Source organism: Methylobacterium sp. J-068, from assembly GCF_022829445.1.
In the GTDB taxonomy this organism is placed as follows: domain Bacteria; phylum Pseudomonadota; class Alphaproteobacteria; order Rhizobiales; family Beijerinckiaceae; genus Methylobacterium.
The window spans coordinates 1-17,823 of sequence record NZ_JAKSXY010000102.1; the positions used below are offsets into that span (position 1 = coordinate 1).

The window sequence follows — 17,823 nt, forward strand, 5'->3', positions numbered from 1 at the left end:
GGCGCCCATCTCGCCCAGGATCGTGCGGCTGTCGATCTTGCTGGTCACCTGGAAGGAGATCCGGGTCGGGAAGTTCGCCTTGATCGTGCCCGTGATCACGTCCACCGACGGACGCTGCGTGGCCATGATCAGGTGGATGCCCGCCGCGCGCGCCATCTGGGCCAGGCGCTGGATCGCGCCCTCGATGTCCTTGCCCGCCACCATCATCAGGTCGGCCATCTCGTCGACCACGATCACGATGTAGGGCAGCGCCGAGAGGTCCATCTCCTCCGTCTCGTAGACGGCCTGACCGGTCTCGCGGTTGAAGCCCGTATGGATCTCGCGGGTGATCACCTCGCCCTTGGCCCGGGCCTCCGCCATGCGCGCGTTGTAGCCGTCGATGTTGCGCACGGCGATCTTGGACATCTTCTTGTAGCGCTCCTCCATCTCGCGCACGGCCCATTTGAGGGCGATCACCGCCTTCTTCGGGTCGATCACGACGGGCGAGAGCAGGTGCGGGATGCCGTCATAGACCGACAGTTCCAGCATCTTGGGGTCGACCATGATCAGGCGGCACTCCTCCGGCTTCATCCGGTAGAGGAGCGACAGGATCATGGTGTTGATCGCCACCGACTTGCCCGAGCCCGTGGTGCCCGCCACCAGCAGGTGGGGCATCTTGGCGAGATCGGCGATGATCGGCTCGCCGCCGATGTTCTTGCCCAGGCACAGGGCGAGCTTGTGCTTGCTCATCCCGAAATCGGCCGAGGCGAGGAGTTCGCGCAGGTACACGGTCTCGCGGGTGTCGTTGGGCAACTCGATGCCGATGACGTTGCGGCCGGGCACGACCGCGACGCGGGCCGAGACCGCCGACATCGAGCGGGCGATGTCGTCCGACAGCGAGATCACGCGGCTCGACTTGGTGCCGGGCGCCGGCTCCAGTTCGTAGAGCGTCACGACGGGACCGGGCCGCACCGCGAGGATGTCGCCGCGCACGCCGAAATCCTGAACCGTCTGCTGGAGGTTGAGGGCGTTCTGCTCCAGCACGTCCGCGTCCACCTCCTCGGTCTCGTTCAGCGGCGGCTCGGCCAGGAGTTCGAGGGAGGGATGCTCGTAATCCGCGTTCTCCACGAAGGACATCGGCACGTGCCGGCCGGCCGGGATGAGAAGCGGACGCTCGGGCAGGATCGCGCGCGGCATGTTGACGGCGGGCGCCGGGATCGCGGCCGGCGCCTCCACGGCGATGTCGGCCTGGAGCACGGGCGCCTCGGCCTCGACGATCTCGGCCGGTGCGGATTCGGGCTCGGCGGCCTCCTGGGCGCTCGGCGTTCCCTTGGGGTTGCGCAGGAGCACCGGACGGGCCGGAATCGCGGTCGGCACGAAGGCCGGGGCCTCGGCGCGCGGCGCCGGGATGAAGGGCGCGACGGGCACGAACCGCATCGCGTCCGGGACGGCAGGGGAGGGGGCCGGAACCGACGCGGCGGGCGTCGCGTCGGCGGGCAGGGCCTGCTCCGCGACCGGGGCGGGCAGCGCCGGCCGGCCGGCGCGGATCGCCGCGCGGGCCGCCATGGCGTGCAGCGGGGCCGGACGGGTGGGCGCCGGGAGGGCGTTGTCCTGACCCAACGCATTGTCCTGCGCATTGTCCTGGCCCTCGACGGGACGCGGCGGGCCGAAGGGCTCGAACCGGACCAGATGTTCGAGGCGGTAGGCCGGGACCGGCGCGACCGAAGCGGCCTCCACGATCTCGGCGACCGCGACGACGGGCTCGGGGGCGGGCAGGGGCGCGGCCTCGGCCTGGATCGCCGACCAGGCATCGAGGGCGGCGCCGTCGCGGCCGTCGAACCAGGCATGGACCTCCGACCAATCCGGCACGTCCGACCAGTCGCGATCGTCGGGGACCGTGGGCCTTTCCACGGCCATCGGCTCCGGCGCCGTCTCGACGGGCGGCGCTTGCTCGACGGGCGGCGCGGAGGCATCCGCCGCGGGGCGGCCCTGGCGGCGGTCGGGGCTGCGGAAGAAGCGCACGCCGGGAGGCGCGACGAAGGGCTGGCGCCAGAGGGGCTCGGGCACCCGCGCGGCCAGGGCTTCGGCCTCGGCCTGGGCTTCCTGAGCGGCGCGCTCGCGGGCCTCGGCCTCGGCGCGGATCGCCTCCTGCTCGGCCTGGAGACGCAGCGCCTCGGCCTCCGCCTCCGCATGGGCCTGGGCGCGGGCGGCGCGCTCGGCATCGAGCGCGCGCTGGCGCCGCTCGTGCAGCACCGGATCGGGGGTGCGGGTGTAGCGCACGGCCGGCCCCGCCTCGGGCATCGCCGGGGGGGCGGCGTAGGTGGGCGCCTCGCCCTGTTCGGGGATGATCGCGGCGGGCCGGCGCGGCGTCCGGATCAGCACGCGGGGGGCGGGCGTCTCGCCCTCCATCAGCCCGTCGTCGAGGCGGGCGGCCGGGGCCGCGCGGCTCGGGATCATGTCGAGGGTGGCGCGGTCGTCGAAGACCTGGGCGGGCCAGGCCTGGATGGCGGGCGCGGGGCGGAAGGCCAAACCGACCTCACCCCGGCCGAACTCGCCGCGCCCGAACTCGCCACGCCCGACCAGGGCCTGCGGGCTCGTCATCCAGCTCGGGGTCGGGCGGGTGGCGGCCACGGTGTAGTCCGGCCGCTGCGGCGGGCCGGCGAGGCGCCGGGACAGGGTGGCACGGAGATTCATCAACCGGTGCGCCAGGGCGCCGATCGACAAGCCGAGGCGGTCGCCGCCGCGAACGGGGCGCGAAGGATCACGATGGGAGTAGGGGAGCCGTCCCGATGCGCGCATGATTGGCCGGATGTACTCGATACGGGTCCGCCGCCGGGAGCGGCGCGGGTCAGGCACGAGTTAGCGGCATCGTCGTTAACAGACGCTTGATCCGACCCCGGGCCCGGCGCGCCATCCCCGCACCCCTCACCCCTCGCTGGAGGCGGAGGACGGCAAGGGTTAAGGTGCGGGCCCGACCAGCCCGGAGCTCTGCCCCTTGTCCCATCCCTCGGCGCCCCATCCCCTGGCGCCCGACGCATCGGTGCCCCAGGCATCGGCCGCCCCCTCGGCCGCCCCCGACTTCCGCTCCCTCTACCGGCACGGCTTCGCCCGCGTGGCCGCCTGCACCACGCGCAGCCATCCCGCCGATCCCGCCCGCAACGCCGCGGCGATCCTGGCGCTCGCGGCCGCGTGCGACGCGGCCGGCGCGGCGGTGGCGGTGTTTCCCGAACTCTGCGTCTCGGCCTACGCCATCGAGGACCTGTTCCTTCAGATCACCGTGCTCGACGCGGTGGAGGCGGCCATCGCCCGCCTCGTCGCGGATTCGGCCGCGCTCCGGCCCGTCCTGGTGGTCGGCGCGCCGCTGCGCTGGGGCCACCGGCTCTACAATTGCGCGCTGGCCATCCATCGGGGCCGGCTCCTCGGCGTGGTCCCCAAGAGCTTCCTGCCGAACTACCGGGAATTCTACGAGAAGCGCCACTTCGCCTCCGGGGCCGGGATCGGGTCCGAGACCATCCGGGTCGCGGGGCTCGAGGCGCCGTTCGGCACCGACCTCCTGTTCCCGGCCGAGGACGTGCCGGGCCTCGTCCTCGGCATCGAGGTCTGCGAGGATCTCTGGGTCCCCGCCTCCCCCGGCACCGACGCGGCGCTCGCCGGCGCCACGATCCTCGCCAACCTGTCGGGCAGCCCGATCACGGTGGGCCGGGCGGAATCCCGCGCCCTGCTCACGCGCGCGGCCTCGATGCGCTGCCTCTGCGCCTACGTCTACGCGGCGGCCGGCACGGGCGAATCCACCACCGACCTGTCCTGGGACGGGCAGACCAGCATCGACGAGTGCGGCGTACGCCTCGCGGAAGGCCCGCGCTTCTCGGCCGAGCCCGTGATGACGCTCGCGGACGTCGATCTCGGCCTCCTGGCGCAGGAACGGCTTCAGGCCGGCAGCTTCGACGATTCCGGTCGAGACCGGGCCCTCGCCCATCGCCGGGTCCCGTTCCGGCTCGATCCGCCGGCCGGCGATCTCGGCCTGATGCGCCGCCTGGAGCGCTTCCCCTTCGTGCCCGCCGATCCGGGCCGCCTCGCGCAGGATTGCTACGAGGCCTACAACATCCAGGTGGCGGGCCTCGCCCAGCGCCTGGAAGCGACGGGGACGAAGCGGGTCGTCATCGGCGTCTCCGGCGGCCTCGATTCCACCCACGCCCTCATCGTGGTGGCCAAGGCGCTGGACCGGCTCGGCCTGCCGCGCGAGAACATCCTGGCCTACACGCTGCCGGGCTTCGCGACCTCCGAGGGCACCAAGGCCAACGCCCACGCGCTGATGGCGGCTCTCGGCACCACGGCCCGCGAGATCGACATCCGCGAGGCCGCGCGGGTGATGCTCACCGGGATGGACCACCCGTTCGGGCGCGGCGAGCCGGTCTACGACGTCACCTTCGAGAACGTGCAGGCCGGCCTGCGGACCGATTACCTGTTCCGGCTCGCCAACCAGAACGGCGCCATCGTGATCGGCACCGGCGACCTGTCGGAACTGGCGCTCGGCTGGTGCACCTACGGCGTCGGCGACCAGATGAGCCATTACGGCGTCAACGCCGGCGTGCCCAAGACCCTGATCCAGCACCTCATCCGCTGGGTGATCGGCACCGGACAATTCGCGCCGGAGGTCGGCGCGACCCTCGGCGCGATCCTCGACACCGAGATCTCGCCGGAACTCGTGCCGGTGGAGCCCGGAGCCACGCCCCAGAGCACGCAAGGTGTGATCGGCCCCTACGCGCTCCAGGACTTCAACCTGTTCTATACGCTCCGCTACGGATTTCCCCCCTCGAAGATCGCCTTCCTGGCGCTGCATGCCTGGGGCGATGCGGGCGCGGGCGTCTGGCCGCCGGACTTTCCGGAGGCCGAGCGCGGTGCCTACGATCTGGCCGAGATCCGCCGCTGGCTCGGCGTGTTCCTGAGGCGCTTCTTCGGCTTCAGCCAGTTCAAGCGCTCGGCCCTGCCCAACGGCCCGAAGGTCTCGGCCGGGGGCGCCCTCTCCCCGCGCGGCGACTGGCGGGCGCCCTCCGACGGCCATGCCGGGCCCTGGCTCGACGAATGGGCGCGCAACGTTCCGGAGACGTGATCGACACAGTGCTGTCCGATTGGCTCCATAGGGCGTAGCTTGAGTGGGGCGAATCGGAGATTGACCGATGCAGAATTACAACGTTTTCTGCTTCAGGAGCGTCGAAGGCCTGTGCTGCGCCGTGCCCGAGAGCCGCGCGGTGCCGCCCTTTCTCGGCAATGGCCGCTGGGCCTTCGGGGGCAAACTCGGCAGCCCGGGCGATGCGCCGTCGGATTTCGACGACCGCGCGGCCGAAACGGCGGTCCGCTTCAACGGCTTCTACCTGTTCCAGACCATGGATCTCCGCTTTCACTGAAGACCGGACACTGAATCCCTTGGACGACCCCTTAGACGAACCCTTGGCCGAATCTTTGCGCCAGGGCTCGTGGTTGCTTCCCCCGAGTCGCGCATCGTGGCGATCATTCCTTAAGAGGCGGCGTGCCACGGTGCGGCCTCGTGGGGAAACCGGAGCCAGGGACCGCCCCATGTCGGAGCAGCAGGCCATGTCGGAGCATCGCAGTGAAGTTCGGCAGAGGACGTTCCTCAGAGGGCGGATCCTCTTCAACAAGGGCGCCTCGAGCATGGATTGCCTGGTGCGGGACCTGTCCGCCTCCGGCGCGCGCCTGGACCTGACCGAGACCTCGACCCTGCCCGAGAGCTTCGAGCTCTACATTCCGCAGAAGGACAGGACCTACCGCGCCGCCCTGTGCTGGCGCCGGGCCGACGGCATCGGCGTCAACTTCGTGGACGAGACCGCGACGGCATCGGCGCCGGCCGCGCCGGCCCCTGCGCAGGCCGCGACGGCGCCGGCGGATGACGGCGCCGCCATGCTGGCGCTGGTCCGCCGGATCGGTGAGCTCGAGGCCGAGAACGCCGCCCTGCGCCGGCTTCTCGCCAGCCCGCCGGTCGGCGCGGCCTGAACCGGCATTCTCACCCGGCCGCCAGCGCCGCCCGGATGCGCGCGGCGTGCTCCGCCAGGACCGCCTGGTCCGCCATGCCGCCGCCGTGCCGCTGCAGCGGCACGCCCTCGAAGCGCGGCAGGATGTGGACGTGGAGGTGGAACACCGTCTGCCCGCCCGCCGGCTCGTTGTACTGGAACACCGTGAGGCCGTCGGCCGAGAAGGCCGCCTTCACCGCGCCGGCGACGCGCTGCACCGTCCGCGCCACGGCGGCGAGCGAGGCCGGGTCGGCATCGAGCAGCCCGCGCGCGGGCGCCTTCGGGATCACCAGGGTGTGCCCCTCCCCCTGGGGCATCACATCCATGAACGCGAGGGTGTCGGCATCCTCGTAGACCCGCGCCGCCGGGATCTCCCCGCGCAGGATCTTCGCGAACACGTTGTCGGGGTCGTAGGCGGGCGCTTCGTGCGTCGGGGTCATGCGGCGGGCTCCGGATGGGGGTCGGGCGATCGGCGCGCACGATGCACAGGCATGCGGGCCGCGTCCACACCCGGGCCGCCTTGCCAGAACCCCCTTGCCCCCTTGCCAGAACCATGACCGCGCCCCGCGCGTTGGATGCGCTTCGCGACCGGGCGGCGACGCCCGGGCGCTCCCCCGTGCCCCATCCCGCCGAGAGACCCGTCCCGCATGGCCCACGAGAGCACCAGCGCCATCTACACCGCCGCGGGCGCCAACCTCGCCATCGCGGCGGCCAAGTTCGTCGGCGCCTTCCTCACGGGCAGTTCGGCCATGATGGCGGAGGGGGTCCACTCGGTGGTCGACACCACCAACCAGATCCTGCTCCTGATCGGCCTGAAGCGGGCCGGGCGCCCGGCGACGGCGACGCATCCCTTCGGCTACGGCCGCGAGGTCTATTTCTACGCCTTCATCGTCGCGCTGTTCATCTTCCTGGGCGGGGGCGCCTTCGCGATCTACGAGGGCATCCACAAGCTCCGGCATCCGGAGCCTGCGGCCGACGCCATGCTCTTCGGGCACCACGTCTCCGGCTTCTGGGTGAACGTGGCGATCCTGGGCTTCGCGGTGCTGGCCGAGGGCTATTCCTGCTTCGTCGCCCTGAAGGCCTTCTGGTCCGAGAAGGGCAGCCGGCCGCCGCTCGCCGCCATCCGGCGCTCGAAGGACCCGGCCCTGTTCACGGTCCTGGCGGAGGACGTGGCGGCCCTGATGGGTCTCGTGGTGGCGCTGGCCGGCGTGATCCTGGCGCGCGTCCTCGACATGCCGTCGCTGGACGGCTGGTCCTCCATCGGCATCGGCCTGATCCTGGTCGGCATGGCGGTCTTCCTGATGATCGAGACGCACGGCCTGCTCATCGGCGAGGCGGCCGATCCCGAACTCGTCGCGGCGATCCGCGCGGTGGTGCGGGGAGAGGCGGGCGTGCATCACGTCAACGCCGTGCTGACCCAGCATCTCGGCCCGTCCGACGTCCTCGTGAACGTCAGCCTCGACATGGACGACGACCTCAGCGCCGGGGAGATCGAGGCCATGGTCGCGCGCGTCGAGGCCCGGCTGAAGGCGCGCAGCCCCGACGTGACGCGGGTGTTCATCGAGGTTCAGGCCCGGGCGAGCGCCACGGCCCGTCCCGTCCCCGCCTGAGCTTCAGGGCGCGGGCTCGGCCAGGGCCGCGGCGATCGCCCCCTCCAGGGCCTCGGGCTTGGTCGACGGCGCGTAGCGCGCGATCACCCGGCCGTCGCGGCCGACGAGGAACTTGGTGAAGTTCCACTTGATCGCCCGGCTGCCGAGAAGGCCGGCCTTGGCCCGCGTCAGGTGGGCGAAGACCGGATCGGCCGTAGGGCCGTTCACCGCGACCTTGGCGAGGACCGGGAAGCTGACATCGTAGGTCAGGCTGCAGAAGGCGGCGATCTCGGCGGCATCCCCCGGCTCCTGGGCGCCGAACTGGTTGCAGGGGAAGCCGAGCACCACGAGGCCCTCCGCGCGATGGCGGCGCCAGAGCGCCTCCAGCCCCGCGTAGTGGCGCGTGAAGCCGCATTTCGAGGCGGTGTTGACGATGAGGACGACCTGGCCCCGGTGCCGGGCCAGGGGGTAGGGCGCGCCGTCAGCGGCCCTCGGGATCAGGTCGTGCAGGGTGTTCATGGGGGCGGGTCTCATCGGGCGCGGCGTGGCGGGGTCGGGGCCCCGCCAACCGGGCCGGGCGTGTCAGGCGGCGGTGCGCCGCTCGACGAGGCGGGCGAGGAAGGCCGAGCCGATCGGAATGATGCTGTCGTCGAAGTCGTAGCTCGCGTTGTGCAAGCCGGGGCCGGGCGTCGCGCCGAGCCACGCATAGGCCCCGGGCACCCGCGCCACCATGTCGGCGAAATCCTCGCTGCCCATGCGCGGCCGCGAGGTGTCGTCCACGCCCTCGGGGCCGAGCAATTCGCGCCCGATCTCGGCCGCCGCCGCCGCGTGCTCGGGGCTGTTCGTCAGCACCGAGAACACGTCGCGGATCTCGACGTCGATGGTGGCGCCGTAGGCGGCGGCGATGCCCTTGGCGATCTCGCGGATGCGGGCGGAGACGAGCTTGCGCAGGTCCGCGTCGAAGGTCCGCACCGTCCCGGTGATGTGGGCGCCCTCCGGGATGACGTTGTAGGCGGCGCCCGCGTGGAACTGCGTCACGGAGAGAACCGCGCTCTTGAGCGGATCGACGTTACGCGAGACGATCGATTGCAGCGCCTGGACCAGGGTGGAGCCCACGACGATCGGGTCGATGCCCTGCTGCGGCTGGGCGGCGTGCGCGCCGCGCCCGGTGATGCGGATGTCGAAGAAATCCGCCGCCGCCATGGCGGGGCCGGGCCTGATCTTGATCTTTCCGTGCGGCCCGTTGGGCTGGTTGTGGATCGCGTAGATCTCGTCGCAGGGGAATTTCTCGAACAAGCCGTCGGCGATCATCGCGCGGGCGCCGCCCTGGCCCTCCTCGGCGGGCTGGAACACGAACAGCGCCGTGCCGTCGAAGTCGCGGGTCTCGGCGAGGTAGCGCGCGGCGCCGAGCAGCATCGTGGTGTGCCCGTCATGCCCGCAGGCGTGCATCTTGCCCGGCACGGTCGAGCGGTAGGGCAGGTTGGTCTCCTCCTCGATCGGCAGCGCGTCCATGTCGGCGCGCAAGCCGATGCGCCGGCCCGAACCGCCGCGCCCTTCCAGCACACCGACCACGCCGGTGCCGCCGATGCCGCGATGGACGGTGACGCCGTAGCGCGCGAGTTCCTCGGCGACGATGCCGGAGGTGCGCACCTCCTCGAAGCCCAGTTCGGGGTGGGCGTGGAAATCGCGGCGGATGGCCACGAGGTCCTCGGCGAAGCTCTGGATGCGATCGATGGGGCTCACGGCGTTTCCTTCGGCTTCGGTGTCTCGGGTCCGGAGGGTGTCGCCTCCGGCGCCGCATCGGGCAAGTCGGGCCCAGGCAAGTCGGGTGCCGGAGGCGCGTCGGGTTCGCGCCGGAACGGGGTCAGCGTGTCCAGGACTTCGGCGGCCTCGATCACGTGCTCGCGCTCGCGCGTCAGGTAATCGGCCACCGCGCGGCGCAGGGCCGGGTCGGCGATGTCATGGGCCGAGTGCATGAGGACCGGCCGGTAGCCGCGCGCGAGCTTGTGCTCGCCTTGGGCGCCGGCCTCCACGCGCTTCAACCCGCGCGCGATCGCGAAGTCGATGGCCTGATAGTAGCAGACCTCGAAATGCAGGAAGGGATGGTCCTCGACGCAGCCCCAGTTCCGGCCGTAGAGCGCGACGTCGCCGATGAGGTTGATGGCGCCGGCGATGTAGCGGCCCTCGCGCCGGGCCATCACCAGGAGCACCCGCTCGGGCATGCGCTCGCCGAGCAGCCGGAAGAACGCGCGGTTGAGGTAGGGCCGGCCCCATTTGCGCGCGCCGGTATCGGCGTAGAACGCGTAGAACGCGTCCCAATGGGCGGGCGTCAGGTCGGCGCCGGTGACGTGCTCGATGGTGATGCCGGGGCCGAGGGCATCGCGGCGCTCGCGCCGGATCGCCTTGCGCTTGCGCGACGCCAAGGCCCCGAGGAAATCCTCGAAGGTCCTGTAATCCGCATTGTCCCAGTGGAATTGCTGGTCGACGCGCTGGAGGAACCCGAGCGCCCCGGCCTGGTCCCACTCGCGTTCCTGCATGAAGGTGACGTGGATCGAGGAGGCCCGGGTCTCGGCGCGCAGCGCCCGCAGACCCGCGACGATCGCGGAGGCGGCCTCGTTCACGTCGCCCCCCGGGGCGATGAGGAAACGCGGGCCGGTGACGGGGGTGAACGGCACGCTGACCTGAAGCTTCGGGTAGTAGCTGCCCCCGGCGCGCTCGTAGGCATCCGCCCAGCCGTGGTCGAACACGTACTCGCCCTGGCTGTGGGATTTCAGGTAGCAGGGCGCCACCCCGACGAGGCGTCCCTCGCGCTCCACCGCCACGTGGAGCGGAAGCCAGCCGACTTTTCGCGAGACGCAGCCGGAATCCTCCAGCGACGAGAGGAAGGCGTGCGAGATGAAGGGGTTGTGGGTCTCGTCGCCGCCCGAGAGGGTCTCGGCCGAGGTGGCGCAGGCATCCCACTCGGCGGCGGCGATGCCGGCCAGGCCCGGCACCGCGCGCACCTGCAGTTCCGTCACGGCCTCGGCCGGAGCACCGGGGGCTTCGCCGGGAAGGGGTGTTTCGCCGGGACTGTTCATTGCCGGGCAATCTAGTCCCCGGGGGCAGGTGGGCCAAGGGCGGCGCGGGGCCGCGCGCCGTCGCAGGCCTTCGCTCAGGCCTCGCCGCTCACGGCCGGAATCCCTCGAACACCATCTGGTCGGCATGGGCTTCGGCCAGGCGGCGCTGGTCGGGGTTGCGCACGGTCCAGGTCATCACCGGCCGCCCCCCCAGGAGCCGGCACAGCACGGTCGGCGCGCAGGGCAGGTCGTCCACCCGCCAGGACAGGAAGTCGGGCCGGGTCTCGTCGAAATGCAGCAGGTCGGACAGGGATCGCCGCAGGCTCGGCGCCAGCGCCGCATAGGCCGGATCGTCCTGGCGCGTCTCGGCGACGATGCCGCGCGGAACCGTCGGCGCAAGGCCGCGCAGGGCGGCCACGAGGTGCGGATCGAAGGACTTCACCGCCACGGGGCCGTCATAGGCCGCGATCAGGTCCGCCACGCGCTCCGTCAGGCGCAGGTCGCCGGTGTAGCGCGACTTCACCTCGATCACGAGAGGCGTGCGCCCGCCGATCCGGGCGAGGTAGGCCGGCAGGGTCGGGATGCATTCCGGGCTGCCCGCCACCGCGAGGGCCGAGAGGGCGGCGGCCGGCCGCGCGCCGACGGCGTCCCGCGCCGTCGTCAGGCGGCCCAGGGTCTCGTCGTGGAACACCATCGCCTCGCCGTCGGCGCTGAGTTGCACGTCGCACTCGATGGCGTAGCCGCCCCGAATCGCGGCCTCGGCGGCGGCGAGGGTGTTCTCCGGCACCCCGCCCGCCCGGTCGTGCAGGCCGCGATGGGCGACGGGCCGGGCGGTGAGCCAGGCGGGGGCGTTGAGGCTCCCGTGCGGGCTCATTTGACCTCGAACATCGCCTCGACCTCGACGGCCGCGTCGAGGGGCAGTTCGGCGACACCCACGGTGGAGCGGGCGTGGCGACCGCGGTCGCCCAGGATCTCGACCATGAGGTCGGAGGCGCCGTTCATGATGCCGGCGAGCCCCGCGAAGGTCGGGACCGCGTTGATGAAGCCGCCGAGGCGGATGCACTGCACGACGCCGTGGTCGAGGTCGCCCACCGCCGCCCGCACCTGCGCCAGCACGTTGAGGGCGCAGAGCCTGGCGGCCGCGACGCCCGCCTCCACCGAGACCTCCGCCCCGAGCTTGCCCTTGTGGGCGTCGGCGAGCGTGCCGTCGGGGCCGAAGCAGATCTGGCCCGAGATCACCACGAGGTTGCCGCTGCGCACGAAGGGCACGTAGTTCGCGACCGGGGCCGCCGCCTTGGGCAGGGTCAGGCCGAGGGCTTCGAGGCGTTCGTTGACGGTGCTCATCGGGGGTGCGTTCCTTCCTATGGGATGCGGGCGCGTCCGATTCAGGATCGTCCCGCGGGGTGACGCGGCTCTGAGCACTTCCGGGAGAAGGGCGCAAGGCGGTGCGCACGCCGTCCCGGATCAGCCTAAACGAAAGGCATGTCGGGGATGTGAAGGCCCTCCGTCGTTGACAGAATTGAGCTTTTCTCTAGTAATCGCGCGCGTGCCGCCCCATCCGAGGCGGCACTTTCATTTGATGCGGTCGCGGTCCTCGCGTGCCCGCGAGAGACGGGAAGACGGGATCGTGACATCCGCCCTTCTGCCGACCTATGCCCGGGCCCCCATCGCTTTCGAGCGCGGCGAGGGCGCATGGCTCGTGGCGCGCGGGGGCGAGCGATATCTCGATTTCGGCGCCGGCATCGCGGTGAACGCCCTCGGCCACGCCCATCCGCACCTCGTGGAGGCCCTGACCACCCAGGCGCAGAAGCTCTGGCACACCTCGAACCTGTTCGAGATCCCGGACGGCGAGCGGCTGGGCCGGCGCCTCGTTGACGCGACCTTCGCGGACGTGGCCTTCTTCGCCAATTCGGGCGCCGAGGCCAACGAGGCCGCCATCAAGATGGCGCGCAAGTACCATGCGGCGGGCGGCCATCCGGAGCGCTTCCGGATCATCACCTTCGAGGGCGCCTTCCACGGGCGGACGCTGGCGACCATCGCGGCCGGCGGCCAGGCCAAGTACATTGAGGGATTCGGCCCGAAGGTCGACGGCTTCGATCAGGTGCCCACCGGCGATTTCGCCGCGCTCGAGGCCGCCATCGGACCCGAGACCGCCGCGCTGATGATCGAGCCGATCCAGGGCGAGGGCGGCGTGCGGGTGATCCCGCACGGCGACCTGCGCCGCCTGCGCGCCCTCTGCGACCAGCACGGCATCCTCCTCGTCATGGACGAGGTCCAGACCGGCGTCGGGCGCACCGGCAAGCTGTTCGCGCACGAATGGTCGGGGATCACCCCCGACATCATGAGCGCGGCCAAGGGCATCGGGGGCGGCTTCCCGCTCGGCGTCTGCCTCGCCACGGCGGAGGCCGCGCGCGGCATGACGGCCGGCACCCACGGCACCACCTTCGGCGGCAATCCGCTCGCAATGGCGGTGGGCAACGCGGTGCTCGACGTGGTGCTGGCCGACGGCTTCCTCGACCATGTGCTGGCGATGGGCCTCAGCCTCAAGCAGCGCCTCGCCGCGGTGCTGGACCGCCACCCCGACGTGATCGCCGAGATCCGCGGCGAGGGGCTGATGCTGGGCCTCAAGCTGAACGTGCTCAACGCCGAGTTCGCGGCCGCCGCGCGGGACGCGCACCTGCTGGTCATCCCGGCGGGCGACAACGTCGTGCGCCTGCTGCCGCCGCTGATCGTCACGGAGGCGGACGTGGCGGAAGCGGCCCGCCGCCTCGAGGCCACCGCGAGCCGGCTCGAGACGCGCCTGCGGGGGGCGGCCGAGTGACACCGGAACCCCTGACGGCCCTGACCGGGAACACGCACACAAAGAACGGACCGATGACCACGACCCTGAACGGGACCGGAGACGGGACCCGCCACTTCCTCGACCTCAAGGATTTCTCGGGCTCCGAGCTGCGCGCGGTGCTGGACGCCGCCGCCCGCATCAAGGCGCGCCGCCGCAAGGGGGAACTGGCCGAGGACCGCCCGCTCATCGGCAAGACCCTGGCGATGGTGTTCGACCGGCCCTCGACGCGCACCCGCGTGTCGTTCGACGTCGGCATGCGCGAACTCGGCGGCGAGACCCTGATGCTGACCGGCAGCGAGATGCAGCTCGGCCGGGGCGAGACCGTGGGCGACACCGCCCGCGTGCTCTCGCGCTACGTCGACGCGATCATGATCCGCATCCTCGACCACGGCCTCATGCTGGAACTGGCCGAGTACGCCACCGTGCCGGTGATCAACGCCCTGACCAAGGTCTCGCATCCGTGCCAGATCATGGCCGACCTCCTGACCTTCGAGGAGCATCGCGGGCCGATCAAGGGCCGCACCGTCGCGTGGTCGGGGGACGCCAACAACGTGCTGGCCTCCTGGGTCCACGCCGCCGCGCGCTTCGGCTTCACCCTCAACATCGCCGCCCCGCCCGAACTGTCGACGCCCCAGCCGCTGCTCGACTGGGCGCGGGCCGAAGGCGCCACCCTCAACGTCACCACCGACGCCTACGAGGCCGTGGACGGGGCGGATGCGGTGGTGACCGATTGCTGGGTCTCGATGGGCGACGAGGACGACCAGCACCGGCACAACCTGCTCGTGCCCTACCGGGTCGATGCCCGGCTGATGGCGGCCGCGGCCAAGGACGCGATCTTCATGCACTGCCTGCCCGCCCATCGCGGCGAGGAGGTCACGGCCGAGGTGATCGACGGTCCGCAATCGGTGATCTTCGACGAGGCCGAGAACCGCCTGCACGCGCAGAAGGGCATCCTGGCCTGGTGCCTGCGGGCGAACGGCCTCTGAGGGCCGCAAGCCCGGGCCTCGACGCGAACCGTGGGCGTCCGCCGAACCTCGGCGAGACCGACACGGGCTTCGGGCTCACGAAGAGTCCGCGCGCGCCCGTCGCGCGGGCGCGGCCGCCGTCCTATATAGGGGTCATCCTTCCCTGAGGGTCGGGTGCGGCCGTCGCGACGAACGCGGCCGCTCCAGCCGGTGCGGCGCCGAGGCCCGTCGGCGCGATCCCCCCGGCCTGTCGCCTTGCCCCTGCCGCCCGCGCGGGGCCGGGATGCCCCTGGCCCGGCCCTCGCGTTCGTCGAGCCCGATCGGAGACGCCATGACCTCTGGAACGACCTCTGGACCCACCCCCGGACACGCGCCGCCCGCCATCGAGGGCGACGACGACGTGGTGCTGCCCTTCGCCGTCGAGGCCCTGGACGTGCGCGGCCGCGTGGTCCGCCTCGGCCCGTCCGTCGACACCATCCTGCGCCGCCACGGCTATCCCGACGCCGTGGCGCGCCTGCTCGGCGAGGCCGCCGCCCTCACCGTCCTGCTCGGCTCGTCGCTGAAGTTCGAGGGCCGTTTCCAGCTCCAGACCAAGACCGACGGTCCGGTCGAGATGATCGTGGTCGATTTCGAGGCCCCCGACCGCCTGCGCGCCACCGCGCGCTTCGACACCGCACGGGTCGAGGCCCTCGGCGCCGGACCGCTGCGGGACGGGGACCTGATCGGCCAGGGGCATCTGGCCATGACCATCGACCAGGGGCCGACCAGCAGCCGCTACCAGGGCGTCGTCGCCCTCGAGGGCCAGAGCCTGGAAGAGGCGGCGCACCAGTATTTCCGCCAGTCCGAGCAGATCCCGACGCAGGTCCGCCTCGCGGTGGCCGAGCAATACGCGGGCGGCGCGACGACCTACCGGGCCGGCGGCCTCTTGGTGCAGTTCCTGCCCCAATCCATCGACCGGGCGCGCCTCGCCGACCTGCCGCCGGGCGACATCCCGGAGGGCCACGTCCATCTCGACGCGCAGGGCGTGCCCGAGGACGATGCCTGGGTCGAGGCCCGCAGCCTCGTCGCCACCATCGAGGACCACGAGCTCGTCGACCCCGAGGTCTCGGCCGAGCGCCTGCTCTACCGCCTGTTCCACGAGCGCGGCGTGCGGGTGTTCGAGGCGCAAGGCGTACACGAGCGGTGCCGCTGCTCGCCCGAGCGGGTGATGGGCATGATCGCCTCGTTCTCGCCCCAGGAGCGCCGGGACATGATCGCCGACGATGGCCGCATCGGCATCACCTGCGAATTCTGCTCGCGCCGCTACGACCTCGATCCGGCGGCGGTGGAAACAGAGGTGAAGGCGCGGGCGGAGGCCTGAGCGCGGCCGGCCCGGGGCCTCACCCCTGGCCGGGACGGAATCCGCGGGCGCAGGCTTCTCCTTCTCCTCGCGGAACCGGATGCGGTTGCCGAAAGGGTCGGTGACCGTCATCACGAGGCCCGAGGGCAGATCCTCGATTCCGGGCTTGCCACAGGGATAGTTCCTGGCCGCCAGTTCCCGCTCATAATGGCGCCCCCCGTCCATCGTGTCGTGCGCACGCGCCATCCGGGCGTTCACGCCCCGGATCGTCAAGCCTTCAGGACCGGATCCGCGATATCGCCGCCGCCCCGGCGGGCGAGGTAGGCGGGCTGGAACAGGCACATCCGCACCGCGTCGCGGTACTTGCCGTTGACGAAGAACTCGTCCTTCAGGATGCCCTCGGGCACGAACCCGCAGCGCTCGTAGATGCGCACCGCGCGGGCATTGTCCTTGTCCACGTGCAGGTAGAGCTTGTGGATGTTGAGGACGCTGAAGGCGTAGTCCATGGCGATGCGGGTGGCGCGGGGCGCGTAGCCCTGGCCCTGGAAGGCCGGGTGGATCGCGATCTGGAATTCGCAGCGCCGGTGCAGGTGGTTGATCTCCACGAGCTCGACGAGGCCGGCGGGCGCGCCCTCGGAATTGGCGATGATGAAGCGCCGCTCGGTCTGGTTGTGGATGTTGCGCTCGTAGAGCTGCGCCAGTTCGGCGAAGGACTCATAGGCCTCCTCGAACCAGTAGCGCATGATGCTGTCGTTGTTGTTGAGCTGATGCACGAACATCAGGTCTTCCCGCTCCAGCGGGCGCAGCTTCACCGGGCCGTCCGCCGCGATGGTCCTGGCTGTGAAGGCGGTCATGGTTCGAGGCATTCCGCGATGAGGCGATCCATGAAGGCCTCGCCGGCCGTGAGGGCCGCCAGGGTGATGTACTCGTCGGGCTGGTGCGCCTGATCGATGGAACCGGGGCCGCAGACCACGGTCGGGATGCCCGCGACCTGGAAGCGCCCGGCCTCCGTGGCGTAGGGCACCGAGATCGTGTGATTGCGCCCCGCGACCCGCAGCGCCAGGCGCTCGGCCATCGAGCCGGGCTCGGGCGCGAGCCCCGGCACCGAGACCTCCTCCAGCGTCTCGATGCGTCCGTAATCGCCGTAGCGGTTCAAGCGGTCGCGCAGCACGCTTCGAACCTTGGCCTCGAACAGGGCCGGGATCTCGCCCATGTCGAGGTCGGGCAGGCCACGGAACTCCCAGTGGAAGGTACAGACCTTGGGCAGGATGTTGCGCGCCGTGCCGCCCGAGATCGTGCCGACATGCACGGTGGTGGCGGGCGGGTCGAAGCGTCCGGAGGCGTCGCCCCGCGCGATCATCGCGTCGGCGATGCGGTTCAGTTCCGAGACGAGATCGGCCGCCGCCATCACGGCGTTCGCGCCGAGCATGGGCTTGGCCGAATGCGCCTCGTGCCCGTGCACCGTGGTGAGGTAGGTGACGATGCTCTTGTGCGCGTCCGCGACCTCGAGGTCGGTGGGCTCGCCGACGATCACCGCGCCCGGGCGCGGCAGGTCGGCGCCGAAGCGCGCGATGGTGTCGGCGACGCCGAGGCAGGTGGTCTCCTCGTCGTAGGACAGGAGGATATGGATCGGGCGCTTGAGGCCGGCGGCCAGAAAATCCGGGATCGCCGCCAGGGCCAGCGCGCAGAAGCCCTTCATATCGACGGCGCCCCGCCCGTAGGCGCGCCCGTCCGCCACCCGGAGGGTGAAGGGATCGCCGCTCCAGGTCTGGCCCGTCACCGGCACCACGTCGGTATGGCCGGAGAGCACGATGCCGCCGTCGACCGGGGGGCCGATGGTGGCGAACAGGGCCGCCTTGTCGCCGGCCGCGTTGGGCAGGCGGAGCGAAGCGACCCCGAGGCCGGCGAGATGGTCGGCGACCCAATCGATGAGCGCGAGGTTCGACTTCGAACTCTCGGTGTCGAAGGCCACGAGCCGCGACAGCAGGTCGAGCGTCGCCGGGCGCGGGCCTTCACCGGACATGACG

Annotated in this window: 16 protein-coding genes and 1 pseudogene; 7 read left to right on the forward strand and 10 right to left on the reverse strand. The window is 71.6% G+C overall.

Annotated elements, in window-relative coordinates; all coding sequences use genetic code 11:
- A partial coding sequence (locus tag MKK54_RS17740) for a DNA translocase FtsK (RefSeq protein ID WP_244012592.1) occupies positions 1–2,673 on the reverse strand: 2,673 nt, incomplete at its 3' end.
- 346 nt (positions 2,674–3,019) lie between these two features.
- On the opposite strand from MKK54_RS17740, the gene MKK54_RS17745 reads away from it, so the two are divergent.
- From MKK54_RS17745 to MKK54_RS17755, 3 genes are all read left to right on the forward strand, one after another.
- A complete protein-coding gene (locus tag MKK54_RS17745) occupies positions 3,020–5,089 on the forward strand; it encodes an NAD(+) synthase (protein WP_244012716.1) in 2,070 nt (689 codons plus the stop codon).
- A 67-nt stretch (positions 5,090–5,156) separates the two neighbouring features.
- Positions 5,157–5,384 (forward strand): hypothetical protein, encoded by a 228-nt coding sequence (locus MKK54_RS17750; RefSeq protein ID WP_244012594.1) that lies wholly within the window; start codon positions 5,157–5,159, stop codon positions 5,382–5,384.
- A gap of 187 nt (positions 5,385–5,571) precedes the next feature.
- The gene (locus tag MKK54_RS17755) at positions 5,572–5,988 is read left to right on the forward strand and encodes a PilZ domain-containing protein (RefSeq protein WP_244012718.1); all 417 of its coding nucleotides are present in this window, start codon (positions 5,572–5,574) and stop codon (positions 5,986–5,988) included.
- A 10-nt stretch (positions 5,989–5,998) separates the two neighbouring features.
- Here the strand turns inward: MKK54_RS17755 and MKK54_RS17760 are convergent, their stop codons facing one another.
- A complete protein-coding gene (locus MKK54_RS17760; RefSeq protein ID WP_244012596.1) occupies positions 5,999–6,445 on the reverse strand; it encodes an HIT family protein in 447 nt (148 codons plus the stop codon).
- Positions 6,446–6,652: 207 nt separating this feature from the next.
- On the opposite strand from MKK54_RS17760, the gene MKK54_RS17765 reads away from it, so the two are divergent.
- Positions 6,653–7,615: a cation diffusion facilitator family transporter gene (locus MKK54_RS17765; RefSeq protein WP_244012599.1), complete on the forward strand. Its 963-nt coding sequence runs from the start codon at positions 6,653–6,655 to the stop codon at positions 7,613–7,615.
- Between the two features lie 3 nt (positions 7,616–7,618).
- Here MKK54_RS17765 and MKK54_RS17770 read toward each other — a convergent pair whose 3' ends face one another.
- The 5 genes from MKK54_RS17770 to MKK54_RS17790 all read right to left on the reverse strand — a co-directional run bounded on the left by MKK54_RS17770 (position 7,619) and on the right by MKK54_RS17790 (position 11,994).
- Positions 7,619–8,113 carry a glutathione peroxidase gene (locus MKK54_RS17770; RefSeq protein ID WP_244012601.1) on the reverse strand — a complete coding sequence of 165 codons (495 nt, stop codon included), beginning with the start codon at positions 8,111–8,113 and terminating at the stop codon, positions 7,619–7,621.
- A gap of 63 nt (positions 8,114–8,176) precedes the next feature.
- Complete coding sequence (locus MKK54_RS17775) at positions 8,177–9,337, reverse strand: M20 aminoacylase family protein (RefSeq protein WP_244012604.1); 1,161 nt, start codon at positions 9,335–9,337, stop codon at positions 8,177–8,179.
- Complete coding sequence (locus tag MKK54_RS17780; protein WP_244012606.1) at positions 9,334–10,671, reverse strand: GNAT family N-acetyltransferase; 1,338 nt, start codon at positions 10,669–10,671, stop codon at positions 9,334–9,336. The genes MKK54_RS17775 and MKK54_RS17780 overlap by 4 nt, the downstream gene beginning before the upstream one ends.
- An 88-nt stretch (positions 10,672–10,759) precedes the next feature.
- Entirely contained in the window at positions 10,760–11,524 is a 765-nt protein-coding gene (locus tag MKK54_RS17785; RefSeq protein WP_244012608.1) for a glycerophosphodiester phosphodiesterase family protein, read from the reverse strand.
- Positions 11,521–11,994, reverse strand: coding sequence for a RidA family protein (locus tag MKK54_RS17790; RefSeq protein ID WP_244012610.1), 474 nt, complete (start codon positions 11,992–11,994; stop codon positions 11,521–11,523). Before MKK54_RS17790 ends, MKK54_RS17785 begins: the two co-directional genes overlap by 4 nt.
- Before the next feature lie 283 nt (positions 11,995–12,277).
- On the opposite strand from MKK54_RS17790, the gene MKK54_RS17795 reads away from it, so the two are divergent.
- From MKK54_RS17795 to MKK54_RS17805, 3 genes are all read left to right on the forward strand, one after another.
- Positions 12,278–13,471, forward strand: a complete 1,194-nt coding sequence (locus tag MKK54_RS17795) for an aspartate aminotransferase family protein (protein WP_244012612.1) — start codon at positions 12,278–12,280, stop codon at positions 13,469–13,471.
- A gap of 53 nt (positions 13,472–13,524) precedes the next feature.
- A complete protein-coding gene (gene argF / locus MKK54_RS17800) occupies positions 13,525–14,478 on the forward strand; it encodes an ornithine carbamoyltransferase (RefSeq protein ID WP_244012614.1) in 954 nt (317 codons plus the stop codon).
- Positions 14,479–14,788: 310 nt separating this feature from the next.
- On the forward strand, positions 14,789–15,817 hold the full coding sequence (locus MKK54_RS17805) for an Hsp33 family molecular chaperone (protein WP_244012616.1): 1,029 nt from the start codon (positions 14,789–14,791) through the stop codon (positions 15,815–15,817).
- Positions 15,818–15,886: 69 nt separating this feature from the next.
- Here the strand turns inward: MKK54_RS17805 and MKK54_RS24550 are convergent.
- From MKK54_RS24550 to argE, 3 genes and pseudogenes are all read right to left on the reverse strand, one after another.
- Positions 15,887–16,042 (reverse strand): annotated as a pseudogene (locus MKK54_RS24550) (glyoxalase superfamily protein); the annotation flags it as partial.
- A gap of 23 nt (positions 16,043–16,065) precedes the next feature.
- Positions 16,066–16,650, reverse strand: a complete 585-nt coding sequence (gene speG, locus MKK54_RS17815; RefSeq protein ID WP_244012618.1) for a spermidine N1-acetyltransferase — start codon at positions 16,648–16,650, stop codon at positions 16,066–16,068.
- A complete protein-coding gene (gene argE, locus MKK54_RS17820; protein ID WP_244012620.1) occupies positions 16,647–17,819 on the reverse strand; it encodes an acetylornithine deacetylase in 1,173 nt (390 codons plus the stop codon). The genes speG and argE overlap by 4 nt, the downstream gene beginning before the upstream one ends.
- Positions 17,820–17,823: the final 4 nt, after the last annotated feature.

What these genes read in the sequence shown, in the direction of transcription:
- MKK54_RS17785 (WP_244012608.1), bottom strand. Translation starts at nt 11,524, where the DNA reads ATGAGCCCGCACGGGAGCCTCAACGCCCCCGCCTGGCTCACCGCCCGG.
- MKK54_RS17760 (WP_244012596.1), bottom strand. Translation starts at nt 6,445, where the DNA reads ATGACCCCGACGCACGAAGCGCCCGCCTACGACCCCGACAACGTGTTC.
- MKK54_RS17780 (WP_244012606.1), bottom strand. Translation starts at nt 10,671, where the DNA reads ATGAACAGTCCCGGCGAAACACCCCTTCCCGGCGAAGCCCCCGGTGCT.
- MKK54_RS17750 (WP_244012594.1), top strand. Translation starts at nt 5,157, where the DNA reads ATGCAGAATTACAACGTTTTCTGCTTCAGGAGCGTCGAAGGCCTGTGC.
- MKK54_RS17805 (WP_244012616.1), top strand. Translation starts at nt 14,789, where the DNA reads ATGACCTCTGGAACGACCTCTGGACCCACCCCCGGACACGCGCCGCCC.
- MKK54_RS17790 (WP_244012610.1), bottom strand. Translation starts at nt 11,994, where the DNA reads ATGAGCACCGTCAACGAACGCCTCGAAGCCCTCGGCCTGACCCTGCCC.
- argF (WP_244012614.1), top strand. Translation starts at nt 13,525, where the DNA reads ATGACCACGACCCTGAACGGGACCGGAGACGGGACCCGCCACTTCCTC.
- argE (WP_244012620.1), bottom strand. Translation starts at nt 17,819, where the DNA reads ATGTCCGGTGAAGGCCCGCGCCCGGCGACGCTCGACCTGCTGTCGCGG.
- MKK54_RS17770 (WP_244012601.1), bottom strand. Translation starts at nt 8,113, where the DNA reads ATGAACACCCTGCACGACCTGATCCCGAGGGCCGCTGACGGCGCGCCC.
- MKK54_RS17755 (WP_244012718.1), top strand. Translation starts at nt 5,572, where the DNA reads ATGTCGGAGCATCGCAGTGAAGTTCGGCAGAGGACGTTCCTCAGAGGG.
- speG (WP_244012618.1), bottom strand. Translation starts at nt 16,650, where the DNA reads ATGACCGCCTTCACAGCCAGGACCATCGCGGCGGACGGCCCGGTGAAG.
- MKK54_RS17765 (WP_244012599.1), top strand. Translation starts at nt 6,653, where the DNA reads ATGGCCCACGAGAGCACCAGCGCCATCTACACCGCCGCGGGCGCCAAC.